Source organism: Spirochaetota bacterium, assembly GCA_026414805.1.
Taxonomy (GTDB): Bacteria; Spirochaetota; UBA4802; order UBA4802; family UB4802; genus UBA4802.
The window spans coordinates 1-17268 of sequence record JAOAIH010000031.1; the positions used below are offsets into that span (position 1 = coordinate 1).

General features: G+C 38.7%; 19 protein-coding genes and 2 tRNA genes. 17 read left to right on the forward strand and 4 right to left on the reverse strand.

All coding sequences use genetic code 11. The annotated features are described in order from the left end of the window. The coding region (locus tag N3F66_07830; protein ID MCX8124059.1) for a 3-hydroxyacyl-CoA dehydrogenase family protein at positions 1-623 on the reverse strand (623 nt) is incomplete at its 3' end. 378 nt (positions 624-1001) lie between these two features. Between N3F66_07830 and N3F66_07835 the strand changes: the two genes are divergently transcribed. Both N3F66_07835 and N3F66_07840 read left to right on the forward strand, forming a co-directional pair. Then, positions 1002-1074: transfer RNA gene (locus N3F66_07835), tRNA-Cys, on the forward strand. 3 nt (positions 1075-1077) lie between these two features. Continuing rightward, positions 1078-1163: transfer RNA gene (locus tag N3F66_07840), tRNA-Leu, on the forward strand. Positions 1164-1179: 16 nt separating this feature from the next. Here N3F66_07840 and N3F66_07845 read toward each other — a convergent pair. After that, complete coding sequence (locus tag N3F66_07845; protein ID MCX8124060.1) at positions 1180-1521, reverse strand: hypothetical protein; 342 nt, start codon at positions 1519-1521, stop codon at positions 1180-1182. Between the two features lie 345 nt (positions 1522-1866). On the opposite strand from N3F66_07845, the gene N3F66_07850 reads away from it, so the two are divergent. The 8 genes from N3F66_07850 (at position 1867) to N3F66_07885 (ending at position 9608) form a co-directional block, all read left to right on the forward strand. Continuing rightward, complete coding sequence (locus N3F66_07850) at positions 1867-2628, forward strand: HlyD family efflux transporter periplasmic adaptor subunit (GenBank protein ID MCX8124061.1); 762 nt, start codon at positions 1867-1869, stop codon at positions 2626-2628. Positions 2629-2633: 5 nt separating this feature from the next. Next, complete coding sequence (locus N3F66_07855; GenBank protein MCX8124062.1) at positions 2634-3860, forward strand: ABC transporter permease; 1227 nt, start codon at positions 2634-2636, stop codon at positions 3858-3860. Then, positions 3860-4558, forward strand: coding sequence for an ABC transporter ATP-binding protein (locus tag N3F66_07860; protein ID MCX8124063.1), 699 nt, complete (start codon positions 3860-3862; stop codon positions 4556-4558). Before N3F66_07855 ends, N3F66_07860 begins: the two co-directional genes overlap by 1 nt. Positions 4559-4637: 79 nt before the next feature. Then, positions 4638-5123 carry a hypothetical protein gene (locus N3F66_07865; protein MCX8124064.1) on the forward strand — a complete coding sequence of 162 codons (486 nt, stop codon included), beginning with the start codon at positions 4638-4640 and terminating at the stop codon, positions 5121-5123. Then, positions 5101-6579 carry a TolC family protein gene (locus N3F66_07870; protein ID MCX8124065.1) on the forward strand — a complete coding sequence of 493 codons (1479 nt, stop codon included), beginning with the start codon at positions 5101-5103 and terminating at the stop codon, positions 6577-6579. The genes N3F66_07865 and N3F66_07870 overlap by 23 nt, the downstream gene beginning before the upstream one ends. Positions 6580-6589: 10 nt before the next feature. Continuing rightward, positions 6590-7477, forward strand: coding sequence for an alpha/beta fold hydrolase (locus N3F66_07875; GenBank protein ID MCX8124066.1), 888 nt, complete (start codon positions 6590-6592; stop codon positions 7475-7477). A 181-nt stretch (positions 7478-7658) separates the two neighbouring features. After that, positions 7659-7829: a hypothetical protein gene (locus tag N3F66_07880; GenBank protein ID MCX8124067.1), complete on the forward strand. Its 171-nt coding sequence runs from the start codon at positions 7659-7661 to the stop codon at positions 7827-7829. Positions 7830-7844: 15 nt separating this feature from the next. Continuing rightward, positions 7845-9608 (forward strand): sodium:solute symporter family protein, encoded by a 1764-nt coding sequence (locus N3F66_07885; GenBank protein ID MCX8124068.1) that lies wholly within the window; start codon positions 7845-7847, stop codon positions 9606-9608. A gap of 157 nt (positions 9609-9765) precedes the next feature. Here N3F66_07885 and N3F66_07890 read toward each other — a convergent pair whose 3' ends face one another. Both N3F66_07890 and N3F66_07895 read right to left on the reverse strand, forming a co-directional pair. Next, on the reverse strand, positions 9766-10851 hold the full coding sequence (locus N3F66_07890) for a DNA recombination protein RmuC (protein ID MCX8124069.1): 1086 nt from the start codon (positions 10849-10851) through the stop codon (positions 9766-9768). A 121-nt stretch (positions 10852-10972) separates the two neighbouring features. Beyond that, positions 10973-12559 (reverse strand): Na/Pi symporter, encoded by a 1587-nt coding sequence (locus N3F66_07895; GenBank protein ID MCX8124070.1) that lies wholly within the window; start codon positions 12557-12559, stop codon positions 10973-10975. Between the two features lie 364 nt (positions 12560-12923). Here N3F66_07895 and N3F66_07900 point away from each other — a divergent pair, with 364 nt between their 5' ends. From N3F66_07900 to N3F66_07930, 7 genes are all read left to right on the forward strand, one after another. Next, on the forward strand, positions 12924-13127 hold the full coding sequence (locus N3F66_07900; GenBank protein ID MCX8124071.1) for a hypothetical protein: 204 nt from the start codon (positions 12924-12926) through the stop codon (positions 13125-13127). 152 nt (positions 13128-13279) lie between these two features. Beyond that, on the forward strand, positions 13280-14548 hold the full coding sequence (aroA, locus tag N3F66_07905) for a 3-phosphoshikimate 1-carboxyvinyltransferase (GenBank protein MCX8124072.1): 1269 nt from the start codon (positions 13280-13282) through the stop codon (positions 14546-14548). A gap of 2 nt (positions 14549-14550) precedes the next feature. Continuing rightward, the gene (gene aroH / locus N3F66_07910; GenBank protein MCX8124073.1) at positions 14551-14946 is read left to right on the forward strand and encodes a chorismate mutase; all 396 of its coding nucleotides are present in this window, start codon (positions 14551-14553) and stop codon (positions 14944-14946) included. A gap of 91 nt (positions 14947-15037) precedes the next feature. Further along, positions 15038-15811, forward strand: a complete 774-nt coding sequence (locus N3F66_07915) for an outer membrane lipoprotein-sorting protein (GenBank protein ID MCX8124074.1) — start codon at positions 15038-15040, stop codon at positions 15809-15811. A 1-nt stretch (position 15812) separates the two neighbouring features. Next, the gene (locus tag N3F66_07920; protein ID MCX8124075.1) at positions 15813-16535 is read left to right on the forward strand and encodes a 16S rRNA (uracil(1498)-N(3))-methyltransferase; all 723 of its coding nucleotides are present in this window, start codon (positions 15813-15815) and stop codon (positions 16533-16535) included. An 18-nt stretch (positions 16536-16553) separates the two neighbouring features. After that, positions 16554-16751, forward strand: a complete 198-nt coding sequence (gene thiS / locus N3F66_07925; protein ID MCX8124076.1) for a sulfur carrier protein ThiS — start codon at positions 16554-16556, stop codon at positions 16749-16751. Further along, positions 16748-17260, forward strand: a complete 513-nt coding sequence (locus N3F66_07930) for a hypothetical protein (GenBank protein ID MCX8124077.1) — start codon at positions 16748-16750, stop codon at positions 17258-17260. The genes thiS and N3F66_07930 overlap by 4 nt, the downstream gene beginning before the upstream one ends. Positions 17261-17268 lie beyond the last annotated feature (8 nt).

The following is a 17268-nucleotide window of genomic DNA, read 5'->3' on the forward strand; positions in this document are numbered from 1 at the left end:
CCTATACGGTTACCAATAAAGTTTGGAGTATCCTTTGCCCATACAATACCTTTACCAAGGCGTTTTTCGCCAAATTCTGCGATGAAATCAAGCACTTCCTTCTTAGTCTTTTCACCAGGGATGAGCTCTAAAAGGTGCATGTAGCGAACAGGGTTAAAGAAGTGGGTTCCCATGAAATGTTCTTTGAATGCATCGCTGCAGTTCTTTGACATTTCTTTCAAGGGCAATCCTGAAGTATTAGATGTTACAACAGCAGTTGGCTTGCGAATCTTATCAATCTTTTCGAATAAATCCTGTTTAATCTTAAGATTTTCAACAACAACTTCCACAATCAAATCACAGTCTTTTAACTTGTCAAAATCATCTTCAAGATTGCAAAGAGTGATTCGCGATGCATTGCTCTTATCCATAATAAGAGCTGGTTTAGCCTTCATCATGTTATCAAAACCAGCCTGAACAATGCGGTACCGTGCTTTTGGATCCTTCTTCTCTTCGTCAGTTAAGTTAAATGGAACGATGTCGAAGAGGAGAGTTTCCACACCTGCGTCAGCCAATAGAGCCGCGATACCACCACCCATGATACCGGAGCCTATGACGGCTGCCTTTTCGATTCTTCTAACCATAAGAACCTCCTACTGAGATGTAATAATTAAATAAAAATTTGCATACTTCTAAATAAATACACAACGTAATCCAATGATGAAATATCAAATTAAATTGTCAATATTTATTATTAAAAATCATGGATTAATTTAATATTTTAAGTATATAAAATTTATTTTATTTTTATTTATATAGACGTTATATGTAATATGTTAATACTGCATTTACCAGCATTTGTATTGTATGTTTTTAAAAAAATATACATGTTGGGCGATAGCTCATAGAATCAAGAATTATGTAAAAATAACTGTATGCCATAAAAAAGCAAAAAATTTTCTATTGACAATAAAAAGCTGAATTTCTATAGGTGAATGTGTATATTATGTAATGAAATAAACGGCGCCGTACCCAAGTGGCTAAGGGAGAGGTCTGCAAAACCTTTATTCAGCGGTTCGAATCCGCTCGGCGCCTATTGCCCAAGTGGTGGAACAGGTAGACACAAGGGACTTAAAATCCCTTGGACTTCCAAGTCCGTGCCGGTTCAAGTCCGGCCTTGGGCAATTTTTTTTATATTTACTATCGCTTCCACTCTCTTTTTCTTATAAGAACATATAGACAAAATGGCACAATAACAATATCCAGCAACACATGAAAAAAGCTGAACGGATTTGCATGCATTAATATAAATCGAAGTATTCCCAGGATTCCACCAATCAAAGGCAGTAGTGCTGCAATCCATAGTGCCCACTGTTTTTCAATAACCAGCAGTATTCCAATTAAAAGATACGCAAGGCCAAATAATGAGGCAGCAATAACGTGCCCATGATGCTCATAGACTATTAATTGGGTGAGATGTGTACAGCCTGAAATTATCAGCAGTATGCCCGCAGCAAGTGTTAATCGCTGATACAATGTCATAATGCCCCCCATTGATACGATTGTATATTTTGAAAAATTGTATTTACATACTTGTGATTTATCAATCATTATTTATAATTTGGAACGTTACGGCAATAACTGTGGTCTAAAGTAAAGAAGAGTAGAAATTATTTGTGACTGTATCGTTTGTGTAAAACCAAAGGTTTTGTATGCACAACAACATAATTAAGGTAAAGAAGGGTTGCGTTAATAGCCTGGTGTCATGACGTTTTCAGTGCTTTCAGTATGATGTTGAAAAATACCAGTTACTACACTTAAAAAGTGAGAATTCTATAGTTTGTAGTAAAAATGTTGATGCATGTAGTGATTAAGAAGAGGGGTGCAATGACGAAACGACAATATATTTTTATAGTAATTTTAGTGCTTCTTATTGTGCTGGGCGGCATGCTAATTTGTTCTGGCAATGGCAAAACTGTAAAGCCAAAAGTTGCTCCGGTTGTGGAAGCAGTGTATGCACTGGGTATTGTCACTCCGTACAAAGAATATAACCTTCGTGTAGGGATGAATACAAAAATTGAACGTCTCTTTGTGTGGGAGGGTGACACAGTGAGTGCAGGCAACCCTCTAGTGCAGCTTGATGGCGGTATTCTACTGCGGGCACCATTTACAGGAACTATCGCCAAACTTAATAGTAAAGAAAATGAGATAATTACTGCCCAGAGTTCCATTATGACAATAGTTGATTCCAGTCATATGTATGTACGCCTTTCGCTTGATCAGGAATCCATTATACGTATAAAGAAAAAACAAAAAGCAAAAGTTAGTTTTGAGAATTTACGCGGTATTGACATTACCGGCTATGTGAGCCGCATTTACCCGTCAGACGGGGAATTTGTGGTGACAGTTGATGTTGATACATTTCCTGCTGGGGTTCTTCCCTATATGACCTGTGATGTGGCAATAGTGGTGAGAGAAAAGGAAAACGCACTGCTTGTACCTCAGAGTGCTGTAAAGAACAACATGCTGTATGTGGTAAGAAATGGAAAAAAAAGAAAGGTGGAAGTAACAACGCGCAACTATAAAGATGGCTTGGCTGAAGTGCTTGAAGGTGATGTGAAGGCCAGCGACAGCATTATTGTAAGGTAGAGGCTATGTTTGATCTGGCTTTAAAATACATTTTTTCCCGTAAATTGCAGTCATTGCTCATGCTTATTGGCGTGGCGTTTGGGTGTGGCGGGTACATAGTGTTTACGTCAATACAGACCGGCTTTCAGAATTTTTTAAAAGAGCGCCTTATAGAAAATAATGGTCACATAACCATACGAAGCCGGGAGGATTACATTACACCTGAATCTCTTGAAGGAGTTTTCTTTAAAGGTAAGTATATCTGGTGGATAACAGAGCCTTCGGGTAAACGGTCGCATGATTATCTGCAGAGTGCGTGGTACTGGCAAAAACGCTTGGAAACGCTTCCCTACGTTATTGCAAGCACACGGCGTATAGAAGCAACAACTACCTGTAGGCGGGGATCATTCTCGCGGTCAGTTACGCTGCGAGGAATTGATCCATTAAATGAGCCTAATGTAACCAATATTGCAGAGGATATCATTGAAGGGAAATTGCAGATGCTATCCAGTGGCAACAACATGGTCATTGCGGGTGTAGAGCTTTTGAAGTTCTTAGGTGCAAAAGTTAATGATACCATTAATATCATTAATCCCAATGGTAATGTCTATCCTGTTAAAGTTGTAGGGATTTATTCCTCGGGAGATAGGCGTAATGATGAATCGCTGGTCCTTGGATCCATTACTACTGTACAGAATATTCTGGAAAGCCCCGGTAAAATCACAAAAATAGTAGTAAAAACAACCGATGCCAACAGAGCTGCCCAATATGCGCAGGAATTATCACAATACAGCTTTGATAAGGTTGAAAGCTGGGATCAGGTCAATGTCAATTTTTTAAGCATGACAAAGCAGCAGTCGCTTATTCGCCAGATAACAATGTTCACATTTATTCTGGTGGTGTCGTTTGGCATATATAATGTGTTGAACATGATGGTGCATCAAAAACAGCGTGAGATTGCAATCCTGCGTTCTATTGGGTATACAAGTGGTGATACAGTACTGCTATTTTTACTACAAGGTGCACTTATCAGTGTAGCCGGTGGAATTATTGGGCTTATTATTGGCTATGCTGCCTGCAGTTACATTGAAACAATAAAATTACCGGGTAGGCCCATGATGGTGGCGTGGGATGTGGCAATCTATGTGTGGGGATTTATGCTGGTGGTTTCATCATCACTTCTGGCAAGCTTTTTGCCGGCAAAGAATGCCGGCCGCCTATCGCCTATTGAAATTATACGGAGAACTGAGTAATGCTGGCTATTGAAGCACATAATGTGGTAAAAAAGTTTGGTGATTTCACTGCACTGAAATCAATAAACCTTGCCATTAACAAGGGTGAGTTTGTGGCTATTACCGGAAAATCAGGTTCGGGTAAGTCCACGTTGTTTTATTCGTTGAGTGGCCTGGATGTGATTGATAGCGGCAATGTGTTTGTTTTAGGGAGTAATATCCACAGTTTGCCTGAAGAGGATTTACATGATTTTAGAAACACTAAAATGGGCTTTGTGTTTCAGTTTCATTACCTTGTGTCTGAGTTAACAGGGCTTGAAAATATTCTGCTGCCTGCAAAGAAGAAAAATCTGCATACTAAAAAAAGGGAGTATGCCCTTTATCTTTTAGAGTATTTTGCGATAGCTCATTGTAAGGACAAATTGCCGTCACAGATGTCTGGTGGGGAGCGCCAGAGGGTTGCTGTTGCCCGCTCGCTCATCATGAACCCGGATATTATCTTTGCCGATGAGCCTACCGGCAATTTAGATTCAATCAACAGCGAGATAGTGATGAACATATTCCGTGAGATAAATAAAAAAAACGGCACTACCGTTATTTTAATCACTCACGATGATGAATATGCTCATTTAGCTGACAGGGAAATTCATTTAAAGGATGGTGAAATTGAATATGATATGTGTTATAAAAAAAGTAAAGGTAGGTGGCAATGTACCTAATAATGGCAAGTTATATTACTTCAATTGATATTTTGTGCAGCTATGATTAACTAATTGCCCTGACATTGGGGAGGATGCTATGCATATAAATTACGATCATAGTAAAGTACTGGGAAAAGATATCTATAATTTCAGAATATTCCCCTATTTTCTTATAACTATTATCTTGCTATCTTGTAATTCAGAAGTTGAGTATCAGTACTATCTTATTGTTGATTCATATTATGCCAATTTTTATGGATATTATTATATAAATGGGAAATATGAAGACTCCTTTGAGGGAAAAGAAGATTTTACTAATGAGTATGGTAATACGCACTATTACTATGAGAAAGGGCTTGCTGTTGAAGGAAACTCTATAAAAACAATAAAAGTTTATGCATACAAGGAAAATGAAATGGCTTCGGTTACCATTTCACTGTGGAAAGACAGTGTTGAATTAAAATCTGTAACAAGTGGGTCATATGAAGGGTATAATGAGGATACCGGGAAGTATTCATTAACTGTGGGACCGCTATATTATGAATTTTCAGAGGACGATGATGAAGAAAGCAGTGATGAATAATAAAACTACCATACTCCCAAAAAAGCTATTACATTTATTGTGTACTATGCTGGTAATTGTTGCAGCACAAGCAATCCACAAGGTAGCTGCAGAGGAAATCATTTATGTAATTTCATACGAGCAGTTTTTGGAGGTTATTACACAAAAATTGCCCCAAATCAAGATTAATGCACTTAAGCTCAATAAAGCGTATAATGAAGTTGAAAAGGCAAAAAGTGTAGATGACACCAACCTGATTGCAAAAGGGCAATATGCACGGCAAAAACAATATACTACTGGTAAAAGCTTATTTGAACCGGATTATAAACAGTCATATTATGGATATACAGGTATAGAACAGACTGTGTCGTCTACCGGTACACGTCTGTCGCTGGGACTTGAGTATAATGCTTCGTCCATAAAAGGCAATCTGACAATACCACCCCAGGCGTATTCCGTTGATGAATACAGGCCTTCAATTACCGCAACTATCACACAACCGCTTTTACAAAATGCATTTGGTATCATTGACCGGTATGAAAAGAATAATGCAGCAATGAAACTTGAGATTCAGAAGCTTCAGCAGTTGGAGGATGATAAATCGGTATTGAATTATTATAAAAAGATTTATTTTAACTGGATTTTATATTCACAAGCGCTTGCAATTATGAAGGAGAGTATTGCCAATGCACAGGAACTGGTGGATTCCGTGCAACGGAAAGCAAAGGCTGGCCTTGCGGAAAATGATGATGTCCAGCGGGCACTGTCCTCGCTTTTAAGCTATCAGGCTCAGTATAAACAATATGAAATAACCTATAAATCAATTTGTGATGAACTATCGCTCTATTTCAGCAACACAATAGCTCCTGATGCACAGGATTTAAAGAATATGTTTGACATTATACTTTCTGCCCACTATGATGAGGTACAGTTTGAGAAGACCCGCTCATTCCTTATTGTGAAAAAAAATATTGATATGATGCAATATTCAATAGATGTAGCTGATAACAGCACACTACCTCAGATGAACCTGATACTGTCGGCAACACGTAAAAACTACAATGACAGACAGCGTGAAGCATTGAGTACGTTGCCTGATACCGATTATTCAGTTGGGGTTGAATTCAGTTATCCGCTGGGAAATCACAATGCACAGGCAAAGCTTACTGAATATGAGCTATCGCTTAAAGAGCTTGAATATAACCTTTCAAGTACTCGGAATAGTTACTATAAATCATTGCGTTCAATATTACAGCAATTGAGTGGGTATAAAGAACTAATAGTGACTCATAATAAAAATTTACAGGCTTTGCTATCTCAGCGACAGACAGAGCGGAAGAAATATGAACAAGCACGGCTTGATTTGCAATATTTAATTAATACAGAAAATAGTATTGCAATGGAGAAGCTTACACTGTTACAATTACAGGTGGCTTTGGTAGGGTATTATTTAGACTACAAAGACTTAACAGAATAGGAGATAAAAAATGTACCAGATAGTTCCCAGTCATTTTGACAGCAAACAATATTCTCTGGATGCACGACTGTATCTTCCTGATGCAAGCGCAAAAGTTCCCGTGATAGTAATGGCTCACGGTTTTGGTGCTCTTATGGATTGGGGGTTGCACCCTTTTGCTGATGCGTTTGCACGGATGGGGTGTGCGGTAGTTATGTTTGATTATCGTGGTTTTGGTAAAAGTGAGGGTGAAATTCAAAGACTTGTATATCATGTGCATCATATTGAAGATTATCATTCAGCAATTGCATATGCCAGAACAATTCCCAGTATTGATACTTCTAAAATATTTTTATGGGGCACTTCCTACAGTGGGGGGCATGTTCTGACAGTTGCATCACAGGATACCACAATAGCAGGAGCGATAGCTCAAGTGCCTTTTGTTGATGGATTGGCAACTGCATTTAATTTGCCACTTAAGAATATATTCTGGGGTATATGGTATGGGATGCTTGATATGGTGATGGCACTTGTAGGGGCACCTCCGGTTACCATACCAATGGTTGCAACACCTGATTCATTTGCAGCTATGAATACACCCGAATGTTATGAAGGGTATATGAAACTGGTGCCGCCTGAGGCTCGTGATGAGAACTGGTGTCCTGCGCGGGTTTGTCTCACGCTTCCATTTTATAGGCCAATTTCATCTGTTGATAGAATTTCCTGCCCTGTTTGTATTATAGGGGCTAAAAATGATTCGCTTATTCCAATTAAAGCTGTGGAAAAAACAGCTAAAAAGATAAAAAATGTTGATTTCCATGTATTACCATGCGGCCACTTTGACCCGTATGGAGGAGACATGTTTGAAAGAAATATTGAAATTCAGAAGCGCTTTTTGAAGTATCTGTTGAAGATTTGAAATATACTAATTATTATATACTAAATAAAATTATAAAAATAGTAGTCTGATACTAATAAACACTTGACATATACTGTTAATATACTATAATAACATCCACTTTTTTTATAATTCCCCTGATATCGGTAGAATTACACTTTTTATGTAATTTATAAATCTGAAATATGTGAAGGAGGTTTCCATGCTGGGGTTAGGTGATGTATGGGTATTTATGGCTTACCTGTTGTGTATTGCCAGCGCTATTCTTTGTGCAGTGTATGGTTTTGTAAAATGGAATGATGATGAGGAGCCGTATACTGATGAAGCCAAACGGTGGGCCGAGGAAGAAGCTGAAATAGAGAAATCATTATAATAGGTGAGGTGAGCTATGACTATTTTTTGGGTATTTGTATATTTAGCAATTGTTGCATTTTTAGGATACTTAGGGTATCGCCATACCAAAGGTGCATCTGATTATTTAGTTGCAGGCAGGAAGGTGCATCCATTTATCATGGCACTATCGTATGGTGCCACCTTTATCAGTACCTCTGCTATAGTAGGATTTGGAGGTGCTGCCGGTGTATTTGGAATGGGACTTTTATACCTTACATTCTTGAATATATTTGTTGGTATATTTATTGCGTTTATATTATTTGGCAAGCGTACTCGTCGTATGGGATATCATTTAGATGCACATACCTTCCCTGAATTTCTGGGCAGGCGGTTTCAGTCGCCCTTTGTTCAGAAGTTTGCCGGGATTATCATTTTTATTTTCATGCCTTTATATGCAGCAGTTGTTTTGATAGGAGCAGCAAAATATATTGAACAGCAGTTTGCAATAGATTATACCACTGCACTGCTTTTCTTTACTTTAATTGTGGCAGTCTATGTAATTATGGGCGGATTAAAAGGGGTAATGTATACTGATGCCTTTCAGGGCAGCATTATGGCTATAGGTATGCTTGCTCTTATTATATTTACCTATTATGATGTTGGTGGAATTATCAAAGGCCATACCGAACTTACAAAACTTGTACCTCCACCACCACTGGCTGCAAAGGGTCATATGGGCTGGACATCAATGCCTGCATTGGGTTCTGACCTATGGTGGACACTGGTATCAACTATCATTATGGGTGTTGGTATTGGAGTGCTGGCACAGCCACAGCTTGTAGTGCGGTTCATGACTGTTAAAAGTAACCGTGAACTCAACCGTGCTGTTGCTATTGGCGGTATTTTTATCCTTCTTATGACCGGCGTAGCATTTACTTCTGGGGCTCTTTCCAATGTATGGTTTACAAAAAATGAGAAAGGAATCAAATACTGTGAAATCAGTGGTGCAATTCTTGAAATATGTCCTGGCAAAAAAATTGTAAAAATAGATGAAAAGAATATAGATAAGTTTAAAGCGCAATTTAAGGATATACAGGTAGGCAGCGAGATTGACCTGCACAAGGACGTGCCTCATAAGGAAACAACAAAAGGTTCGTTGTCGATAGTTGCTGCAGGTGGTGTTGTTGAAAATATAATTCCTCAATTTGTAAAACAGGCTATGCCAGGATGGTTTTCAGTATTGTTTATGCTCACTTTACTTGCTGCAGCTATGTCAACGTTGAGTTCGCAATTCCATGCAATGGGTACTGCTATAGGACGTGACTTCTATATGCAGATAGTTAAGGACAAAAAGACCGCTGAAGAGCGAAGCGTGTTTATTAATAAAATGGGTATTGGTATAACAATACTGATGAGCCTGATTTTGGGATATTTTCTGCCTGTCATATATTCAAAAGGCGAAGCCATCATTGCCCGGGGTACATCAATATTCTTTGGGTTATGTGCAGGGACTTTTTTACCGGCTTATATTAGTGCATTATATTTGAAACGAATTACCAAAGCTGGCGTTGTTGCCGGTATGGTGTCAGGGTTTACTGTTGCGTTCTTTTGGCTGGTATTTGTGTTGGAAAAAGAAGCAATGGCTATTGGGCTTTGTCAGGCTCTCTTTGGTAAACCCACGTTGCTTTCATCACCCTGGACAATGGTAGATCCTATGTTCATTTCATTTCCTACGTCGCTATGTGTAACGATAATAGTGTCATTATTCACAAAGAAGATTTCTAATGATCATCTTGATCTATGTTTTAAAGATCTATAATACATGAAACAAAGTTTTGTAAAGGCTTACATAGAAATACTATGTAAGCCTTTTTTATTTCAAAATATTTGATATAAGTACTATTCTTGTCTTATTACTGTATGGGTAAGGTGTGTAATTGTTAAATATAATGTGATACAAGTATATTCAACCCCTTTTAGTCATTTTCAACCTCAGGGAGCAGTTCAACAGATTCTCCAGTAATATTTGCAATTTTTTCGTTTATTCTGTCAACAAGTCGCTGGCTACTTTCATAGCTTGAGAGTGCATTTCGTATATGCCTACCTGTTTTTGAGTATTCAGTTTCAAATAATCGCAATTGATTTTGTATTGTTGCTAAATGTTGTAGTATTTCTTTTGCCTTCTGTTCTATTTGTAACCCCTTTAAACCGTAGGCAATAGCCATAAGGTATGCATAAAAGCTATTTGGCGAAACAGGGATTACTCGATGCTCCAATGCATAGTTGAAAATTTCATATTCTTTATTACTGACAGTATCATTGACAATGGTTTCATAAAATACGTTTTCCGCAGGGATGTACATTAAAGCAAAATCATATGTCCCTTCGTTGGGATTGATGTATTTTTTGCTTATTTCATCAATGCGTTGTTTCACAGTTTGAATAAATTGCTTTTTAAATTTGGTTTTATCAGTGTCAAGTTTTGCTTCAATTATTCTTTGAAAGCTTTCTAATGGGAATTTTGAATCAACAGGTATAAGATGTTCTCCAAGCCGGATAATTGCATCTACCGTTGTACCATTTTTAAATGAATATTGCATCTGAAAATTTTTAGCTGGCAAAATTTGTTTAAGCAATTCTTCAAGCAAGTATTCGCCAAGGTTGCCGCGTAGTTTAGGAGCTGCAAGGATATCCTGTAATGAAGCGATATCTTTGCCAATTTCCTGTATGTGCTGCACAGTTTGTTCTAATGATCCAAGCTTTGTATGGATAGTATTGATGACAGAACCGGTATGGTGAAGCTGTTCGGTTATGTTTTTTTGTGTTGAGGTAAGTATTTCATTAACCGTTGCAATAAGTTGTGTTAAATGTTTTTGTTGATTTTCAATTGCTATGGAATGAGCTTCAATCTGTTTAGTTTTTATCTCAGTAAGTTGATTTTTTAAATCCAATAATTGGAGTGATAACTCATTATTTGAATTGCTTTGGGTGAAGAAAAGTTTAAATGTAATGAATAACAGCAGTATCACAATAAAAAATAAGATGAAAATGGTGTATTCCATAGTTTATCTCCAAACATTGAATTTTAGTTTGTCAGCCACAGTACGCCCATGGTGCAGCTAACATTGTAAAACATGTTGTGGTTATGGTCATGTATGTTACTATTGAACAGGTATACCGTTTTCAAAAATTGCTGTCTCCTGGTGCAATACAGTGGCGTACCACACGCCATATATGGTATCCTAACCTGTCAATGAACCTGATGGCTTCGATGTAATCTAGTGCCGTATGCGAGTCTAAAATCCCTGATGCTGTTTTTCTCAGCACTTCAACTCGCTCTAATTTTCGTGCATTTGCAAGGTATTGCGAAAGCTCCTGGATTTTTTCTACGCTGTCTATGGAACTCTGTGATCGCAGAGCTTTTTCGGATTCATTTAATTCGTTATTAAAATTCCATTTCATATCAACAAAATTGTTACTGTCTTTTAGAAGAGCAATTGTGTCTGCTTCCTGACATGCTTCAATTATACTGCTTAAGTGATCAATAGCATGAAGAACCGAAATATGTTCATCATAGAGTTGCTTCTGTTGGGGTGGAGTTTTTACCTTGCTCATAAAGTGCTTTGTTTCTTCAAGTGCAACCATAGCGGTTTTAAGTCTGCGAGGCAGGTCGCTGCCATTTTTGTGCAAAAGATCCTTAAGTATTGCAATTATGTAAAGAGCAATTTCCACCACGCTACGGCGTGCTGTTTCTACTGCTATGGCAGGTGTTTTTGCTATAGCATCGTCAAGATGCTGAGTGAGGTGCAGCGTTGTGTCGGCAAATAATGTTTTCAAAAATCGCACTAGCGGTGTGATGGCAGGGGTAAATAGAAACACGCCAATTACGTTAAAGAGTGTATGGAATACTGAAAGCTGAATTTCAGGAGCTATCGCCCCCATATAATGAAATAAAGATGATAATACGGGCGATAGCTGTGGCAGCATAATAAACAGTAGTAGTGCAGTTGCTGAGTTAAAAATGACATCGGCAACGATGATGCGCTTTGTGTCAGGTGTTGCTCCTATGGCAGCAACAAGTATTGGCACAGATTTACCTGCATTCATACCTATAACAAGTGTCTGCGCTTGAAAGAGGGTGATTGTTTGACTGTGAAGCGCCACCAGTGCAAGTACAACAGCAGCGCTTGATGATTGCATTAAAATTGTTAACGTAAAACCTATTATAAACAGAATCAGCATATCAGCAAATGATTGACCGGCAATAATTGAAAAATTGATTGTGCTGGGCAGTTGCGCAAGTCCCTGACGCATGATAGTAATGCCAAAGAAAAGAAGCCCAAACCCAGCTAAAAGCGAACCAATGTCTGAGCGGTGGTCGGTATATAGAATTTTTAATATGACACCACACGCAACAAATAGCAGGGAAAACTGACCAATGCTGTACTGGATTCCAAAAAAAGTTACCAGCCAGGCAGTTGCAGTTGTTCCCACGTTAGCTCCAAAGATAACTGCTAATGCCTGATGAATGGTGATAAGACCTGCGCTTACAAAACCTATTGTGGCAATAGCTGTTGCGCTGGATGCCTGAATAATGGTTGTGACAAATATGCCCGTAAACAGAGCCTTGAGCTTGCCACCGGTGAGGTTTGACAGGATTTTCCTGAATCGGGGGCCAGCTAATTTCTGTATTGCTTCCGACATAAGGACAATTCCTAAGAGAAGAATGCCTATGCCGCCTATTGCACTTATACTATCCTGTAGCATCATATTTGTACTTTGATTATAATTATCGGTATATTGATCAAAGTAGTAGCGGAAATACCATAACAGACAAGTATTTTTCGTGAAATATTGTGCATCCTATGCTAAAGAAGCATTAGAATTGGCTATGGGATATAATCTTCCCTCAAGGGTGAAAACACTTCAATTGCCACTGAATCTTAAAGTATTTCTGCCCCATGTACGGCGTTACTTGGTATTGACCAGCTACCACCGGGGTTTATATAATTATTATTGCAATATATTCAACAAAAAAATAGTATTGTAGCAATCAATGCATACAGTAGGGACGCTGTGCATAATTTCTTCATACTGTGTGAGTTTATGATTGTAATGTTATAGGAGGAACACCATGACAGCATCAACAGCAGTTAGATGTGCACAATGCCCATTCAGGTCCAAATATGATCAAAATCCACGTTCCCTAGTGGGAAGGATATGGCGATGGCATATTAACTGGTGCCCAGGCTGGAAAATGTATATGAAGTCGTTGCCACAAGAGGAGAGGGATGAAATAATACAGAAATATTCATTAAAATATATTGACAAAAAATAAAAGTAATTGATTCAATGAACACTTACAAAAATCTGTAATTATTCCTGAGAACATTTTGTTCACCATTAATTGATACTTCTGGTCATGGACAAAGCAGGAGTATAAGGGAAGTGTCATTTAAAAAATCAAAACAATGAAAAAAGTGTGGAACAATGCGTTTTAATGTAACCCCATCTAATTTACATGGTGAAGCTGTCATTCCCGGTTCAAAATCGCATACTATCCGGGCACTGGTATGTGCGTTGCTTGCTGATGGTACTTCAACTATTTTACAACCGCTTGATTCAAGTGATACGCGCTCATGTCTTGGGATGATACGGCAATTTGGCGCAACTGTACAAGAACATGCCGATAAATGGATAGTAACTGGATGCGGCAGGCCACATGTTCCTGATGATGTCATTGATGTGGGTAATTCAGGTACTTCGCTGTACTTTGGCATTGGCGTTGCATCGCTAGTAAATGGTATAACAGTGTTTACCGGTGATCATCAAATTAGAAATCGTCCTGCTGGGGATTTACTCCATGCTATCAATGAATTGGGAGGATATGCAGTTTCAACCCGGGGTAATGGCAAACCGCCGGTAGTGGTGCAGGGCCCTATCAACGGAGGGCATGTGCAGCTGAAAGCCATTACATCGCAGTATCTATCATCTTTGCTTATAGCTACACCAATGGCTGCATACAACACAATCATTGATGTGCCGCTGCTCAACGAGGCTCCGTATGTGGGCATGACGTTGTGGTGGCTGGATAAATTGGGAATTGAATACAGCAATAAAGGATATGATCAGTTTATTGTACGTGGCGGCCAGGTCTACAAGCCTTTTACACAATATATCCCAGCAGATTTTTCTTCTGCAACATTTTTCATGGTTGCAGCAGCAATTACGCAAAGCACGGTGGTGCTCAAGGGTCTTGATTTTAATGACACACAGGGCGACAAAGAAGTGGTAAATATATTGCGAGCAATGGGTGCAGAGGTTGAAATTTTTAAAGATGCTATCGCCATTACCGGGAAGCCATTAAAAGGCGGAACATTTGACCTCAATGCCATGCCTGATGCACTTCCGGCACTTTCAGTGTGTGCATGTTTTGCAGAAGGTGAGACGCGACTTGTAAATGTTCCGCAGGCACGCGTTAAGGAAACTGACCGTATTGCGGTGATGTGTGCTGAGCTTACAAAAATGGGTGCTAATATTGAAGAATTGCCCGACGGGCTTGTAATACGCAAAAGCACTTTGAGGGGAACACTTGTCAATGGCCACTATGACCATAGGGTAGTGATGTCATTGGCTGTGGCAGGCCTTGCTGCAATGGGCACCACTGTAATAGATACTGCTGAGTCTGTTGGGGTTACTTTCCCAAATTTTGTTGAGCTGATGCAAAGCCTTGGTGCACAAATACGTACGGAGGAGTAAAGGTGATCCGGGGAGTTCGCGGTGCAATTACTGTTGATGCAAATACAAAAGAAGAAATACTGCAAAGGACTGAAGAGCTTTTAAGGGCGATAGTTACTATAAATAAAATTCAGATTGATGATATAGCTTCAGCAATTTTCACAGTAACCGACGATGTGAACGCAGAGTTCCCTGCTGTTGCTGCACGGAATTTAGGATGGTTGCATATACCGCTTTTATGTTCACGTGAGATTCCGGTTCCCGGCTCGCTTGGCATGTGTGTGCGTGTGTTGCTGCACATAAATACTGATAAAAGACAGGATGAAATTGTGCATGTATATTTACGGGATGCTAAAAAACTGCGCCCTGATATTAATACGCCCTTACAGGATAAGTATTATACTTCGGATGATGACTGACATTAAAAAGTTGTGTACAAAAACATCAGTAGATGCTATTATATAATACGTTAGTTACAAACAAATAGAGAATGTGTGCTGGGAAAAAGTAATGAAACACTATCACGTTATTATAATTGTTGTCATGTTACTTGTGTTGCCAATGACACATACCCATATCAGGGCACAGGCTGAACGAGAAATAGAATTAACCGCACAGGAAATTCTTGCCAGGGTTGACCGTATTATGGATTATCCTGATGGAATCCTGAAAGGGTATTTGATGCACATTACACCAGATGGATCAGCCCAAAAACTACAGATAACAGGATATATTAATAAAAATCAGTTTTTATTTGATATTGTAAAACCAACACGGGGAAGTATGCAGAAAGTGCTCTACCGTATAGGTGGTGAGGACCTTTGGGTATATGATATGGCTGCCCGGGCGCTGTTTCACAAAATGGGTATTGATAAATATGACGACATACTTGCAACAAACTTTTATTATGTTGATTTGTCAAATGCTGATTTACAGAGTAATTATGTTGCACGTATTGATGGTTCGGTCATTTTAAAAAATAATGACTGCTTCAAACTCACGCTTGATCCTATAGATAAAACGGGTGCATATGGCAAACTTACACTATACGTAATAAAAAAAAGTTATATTCCCTTGCGTATAGATTTCCACGATCAGGATAAGGTAATATTCAAGACACTTTCCATTGCAAAAATTGCACAAAAGGATGGAAGGTCATTCCCAGTGCGCTATGACATGTTGAATATTAAAAAAGGCACCATGACAGTGATGGAATTTACTTCCATAGAAGATGGAGTACCCATTAATGCTGAACTATTCAGACCTGAAAAATTAGGTGACTGATATGGCACAGTTTTTTGTACGTGCACCGGGTGATGATAATACTGTGATCATTGAAGATGAAGACTATCATCATCTTGTGAGGGTGCGACGTGCCCAAATAGGTGACAGCATTCAGGTGATAGACTCAGAAGGAATGCGATACCGTGCAATAATCACTCACATCCAGACAGAGAAAATAATTGCTCAAATAACCGATACTATTAACTATCCTAATATTCAACTTGATCTTACACTGTGTGTTGCAGTGTTAAAAGGAAAGAAATTTGATCTTGTCATTCAAAAGGCTGTTGAAATAGGAGTGTGCCGGATTATTCCAATGATAACAGAGCGAACCATACCTGATATTTCAGAAAAAGAGGAAAAGAAATTAGCGCGCTGGCAAAAAATAGCCATTGAAGCATCCAAGCAATGTTTACGCCCCAATGTGCCTGTAGTTTCCCCTGTGATGACATTTGATGAAGTCGTACGGATGAAAAAGGATGCTGGCATACTTGCTCATGCTGATCCCGATGCCGGGAGCATGCGTACCTTTTTAAAAGAGTCCAAGCCTCATAATAATGTTATGTTATTGACCGGCCCCGAAGGAGGTTTTTCAAAAAAAGAAGTTGAAATTGCACGAGGCTTTGATTGGTTTGTATTATATAATGGGGCCACACAGCTAAGAGCTGAGACGGCAGCCATTGTGCTGCCTGCAATTATTATATATGAATGGGGTTATTCATAAAAACAAAAAGGAAACGCTATGAGGATCAGGGTAAACGGCATAGATATTGAATTTGAAAAAAACACATTAAAAGAGTTACTTGATTTATACCGATTTAATCCCTCAAAAATAATGGTGGAAAAGAACGGGCGTATTGTTGATAAGGAAAACTATGCTACTGAACAATTGCATGATGGCGATGTTCTTGAAATAGCACGTTTTGTTGGTGGGGGATGATAGAAAAACTGCATTCTGAGTTACAGCAATCTTTGCTTTCTTTGAAGGAATTGCAACATCTTCTTTTCTTGCTTCAGTGTGGCGATAGCAACCGGCAGCCAGTTCCAGATGAATTAATCAATGAAGGATATATAATCGCAGATAACAATCGCTTTATTCTCACCAATAAAGGCAAAGTATATAAAGACAGCTTATTACAAAAGTTAGCCTGCTTTTACGCTGCCAGCCAACAAGTCTTTGGGCAATATTTTGACAAAGAGCTATCGCCTTTAAAAAAAGAACTGCAAACAGTAAAAACACAATGGCGACATGCCCGTGATACAAAGTTAAAATATAAAAAAGCGCTGTTGAAGCAAGGCAAAGATACGGCAGCAGTAAAAAAAGATGCACTATACCGAAAACTTGAGAAGGAGCAGAATGCATTGTGCACACGTATGCGACATGTAGAAAAGCAATATAATAAAAAATTATCTGAATGTATCACAAAATTAGGTATAGTACATAAGTAAATATCCTA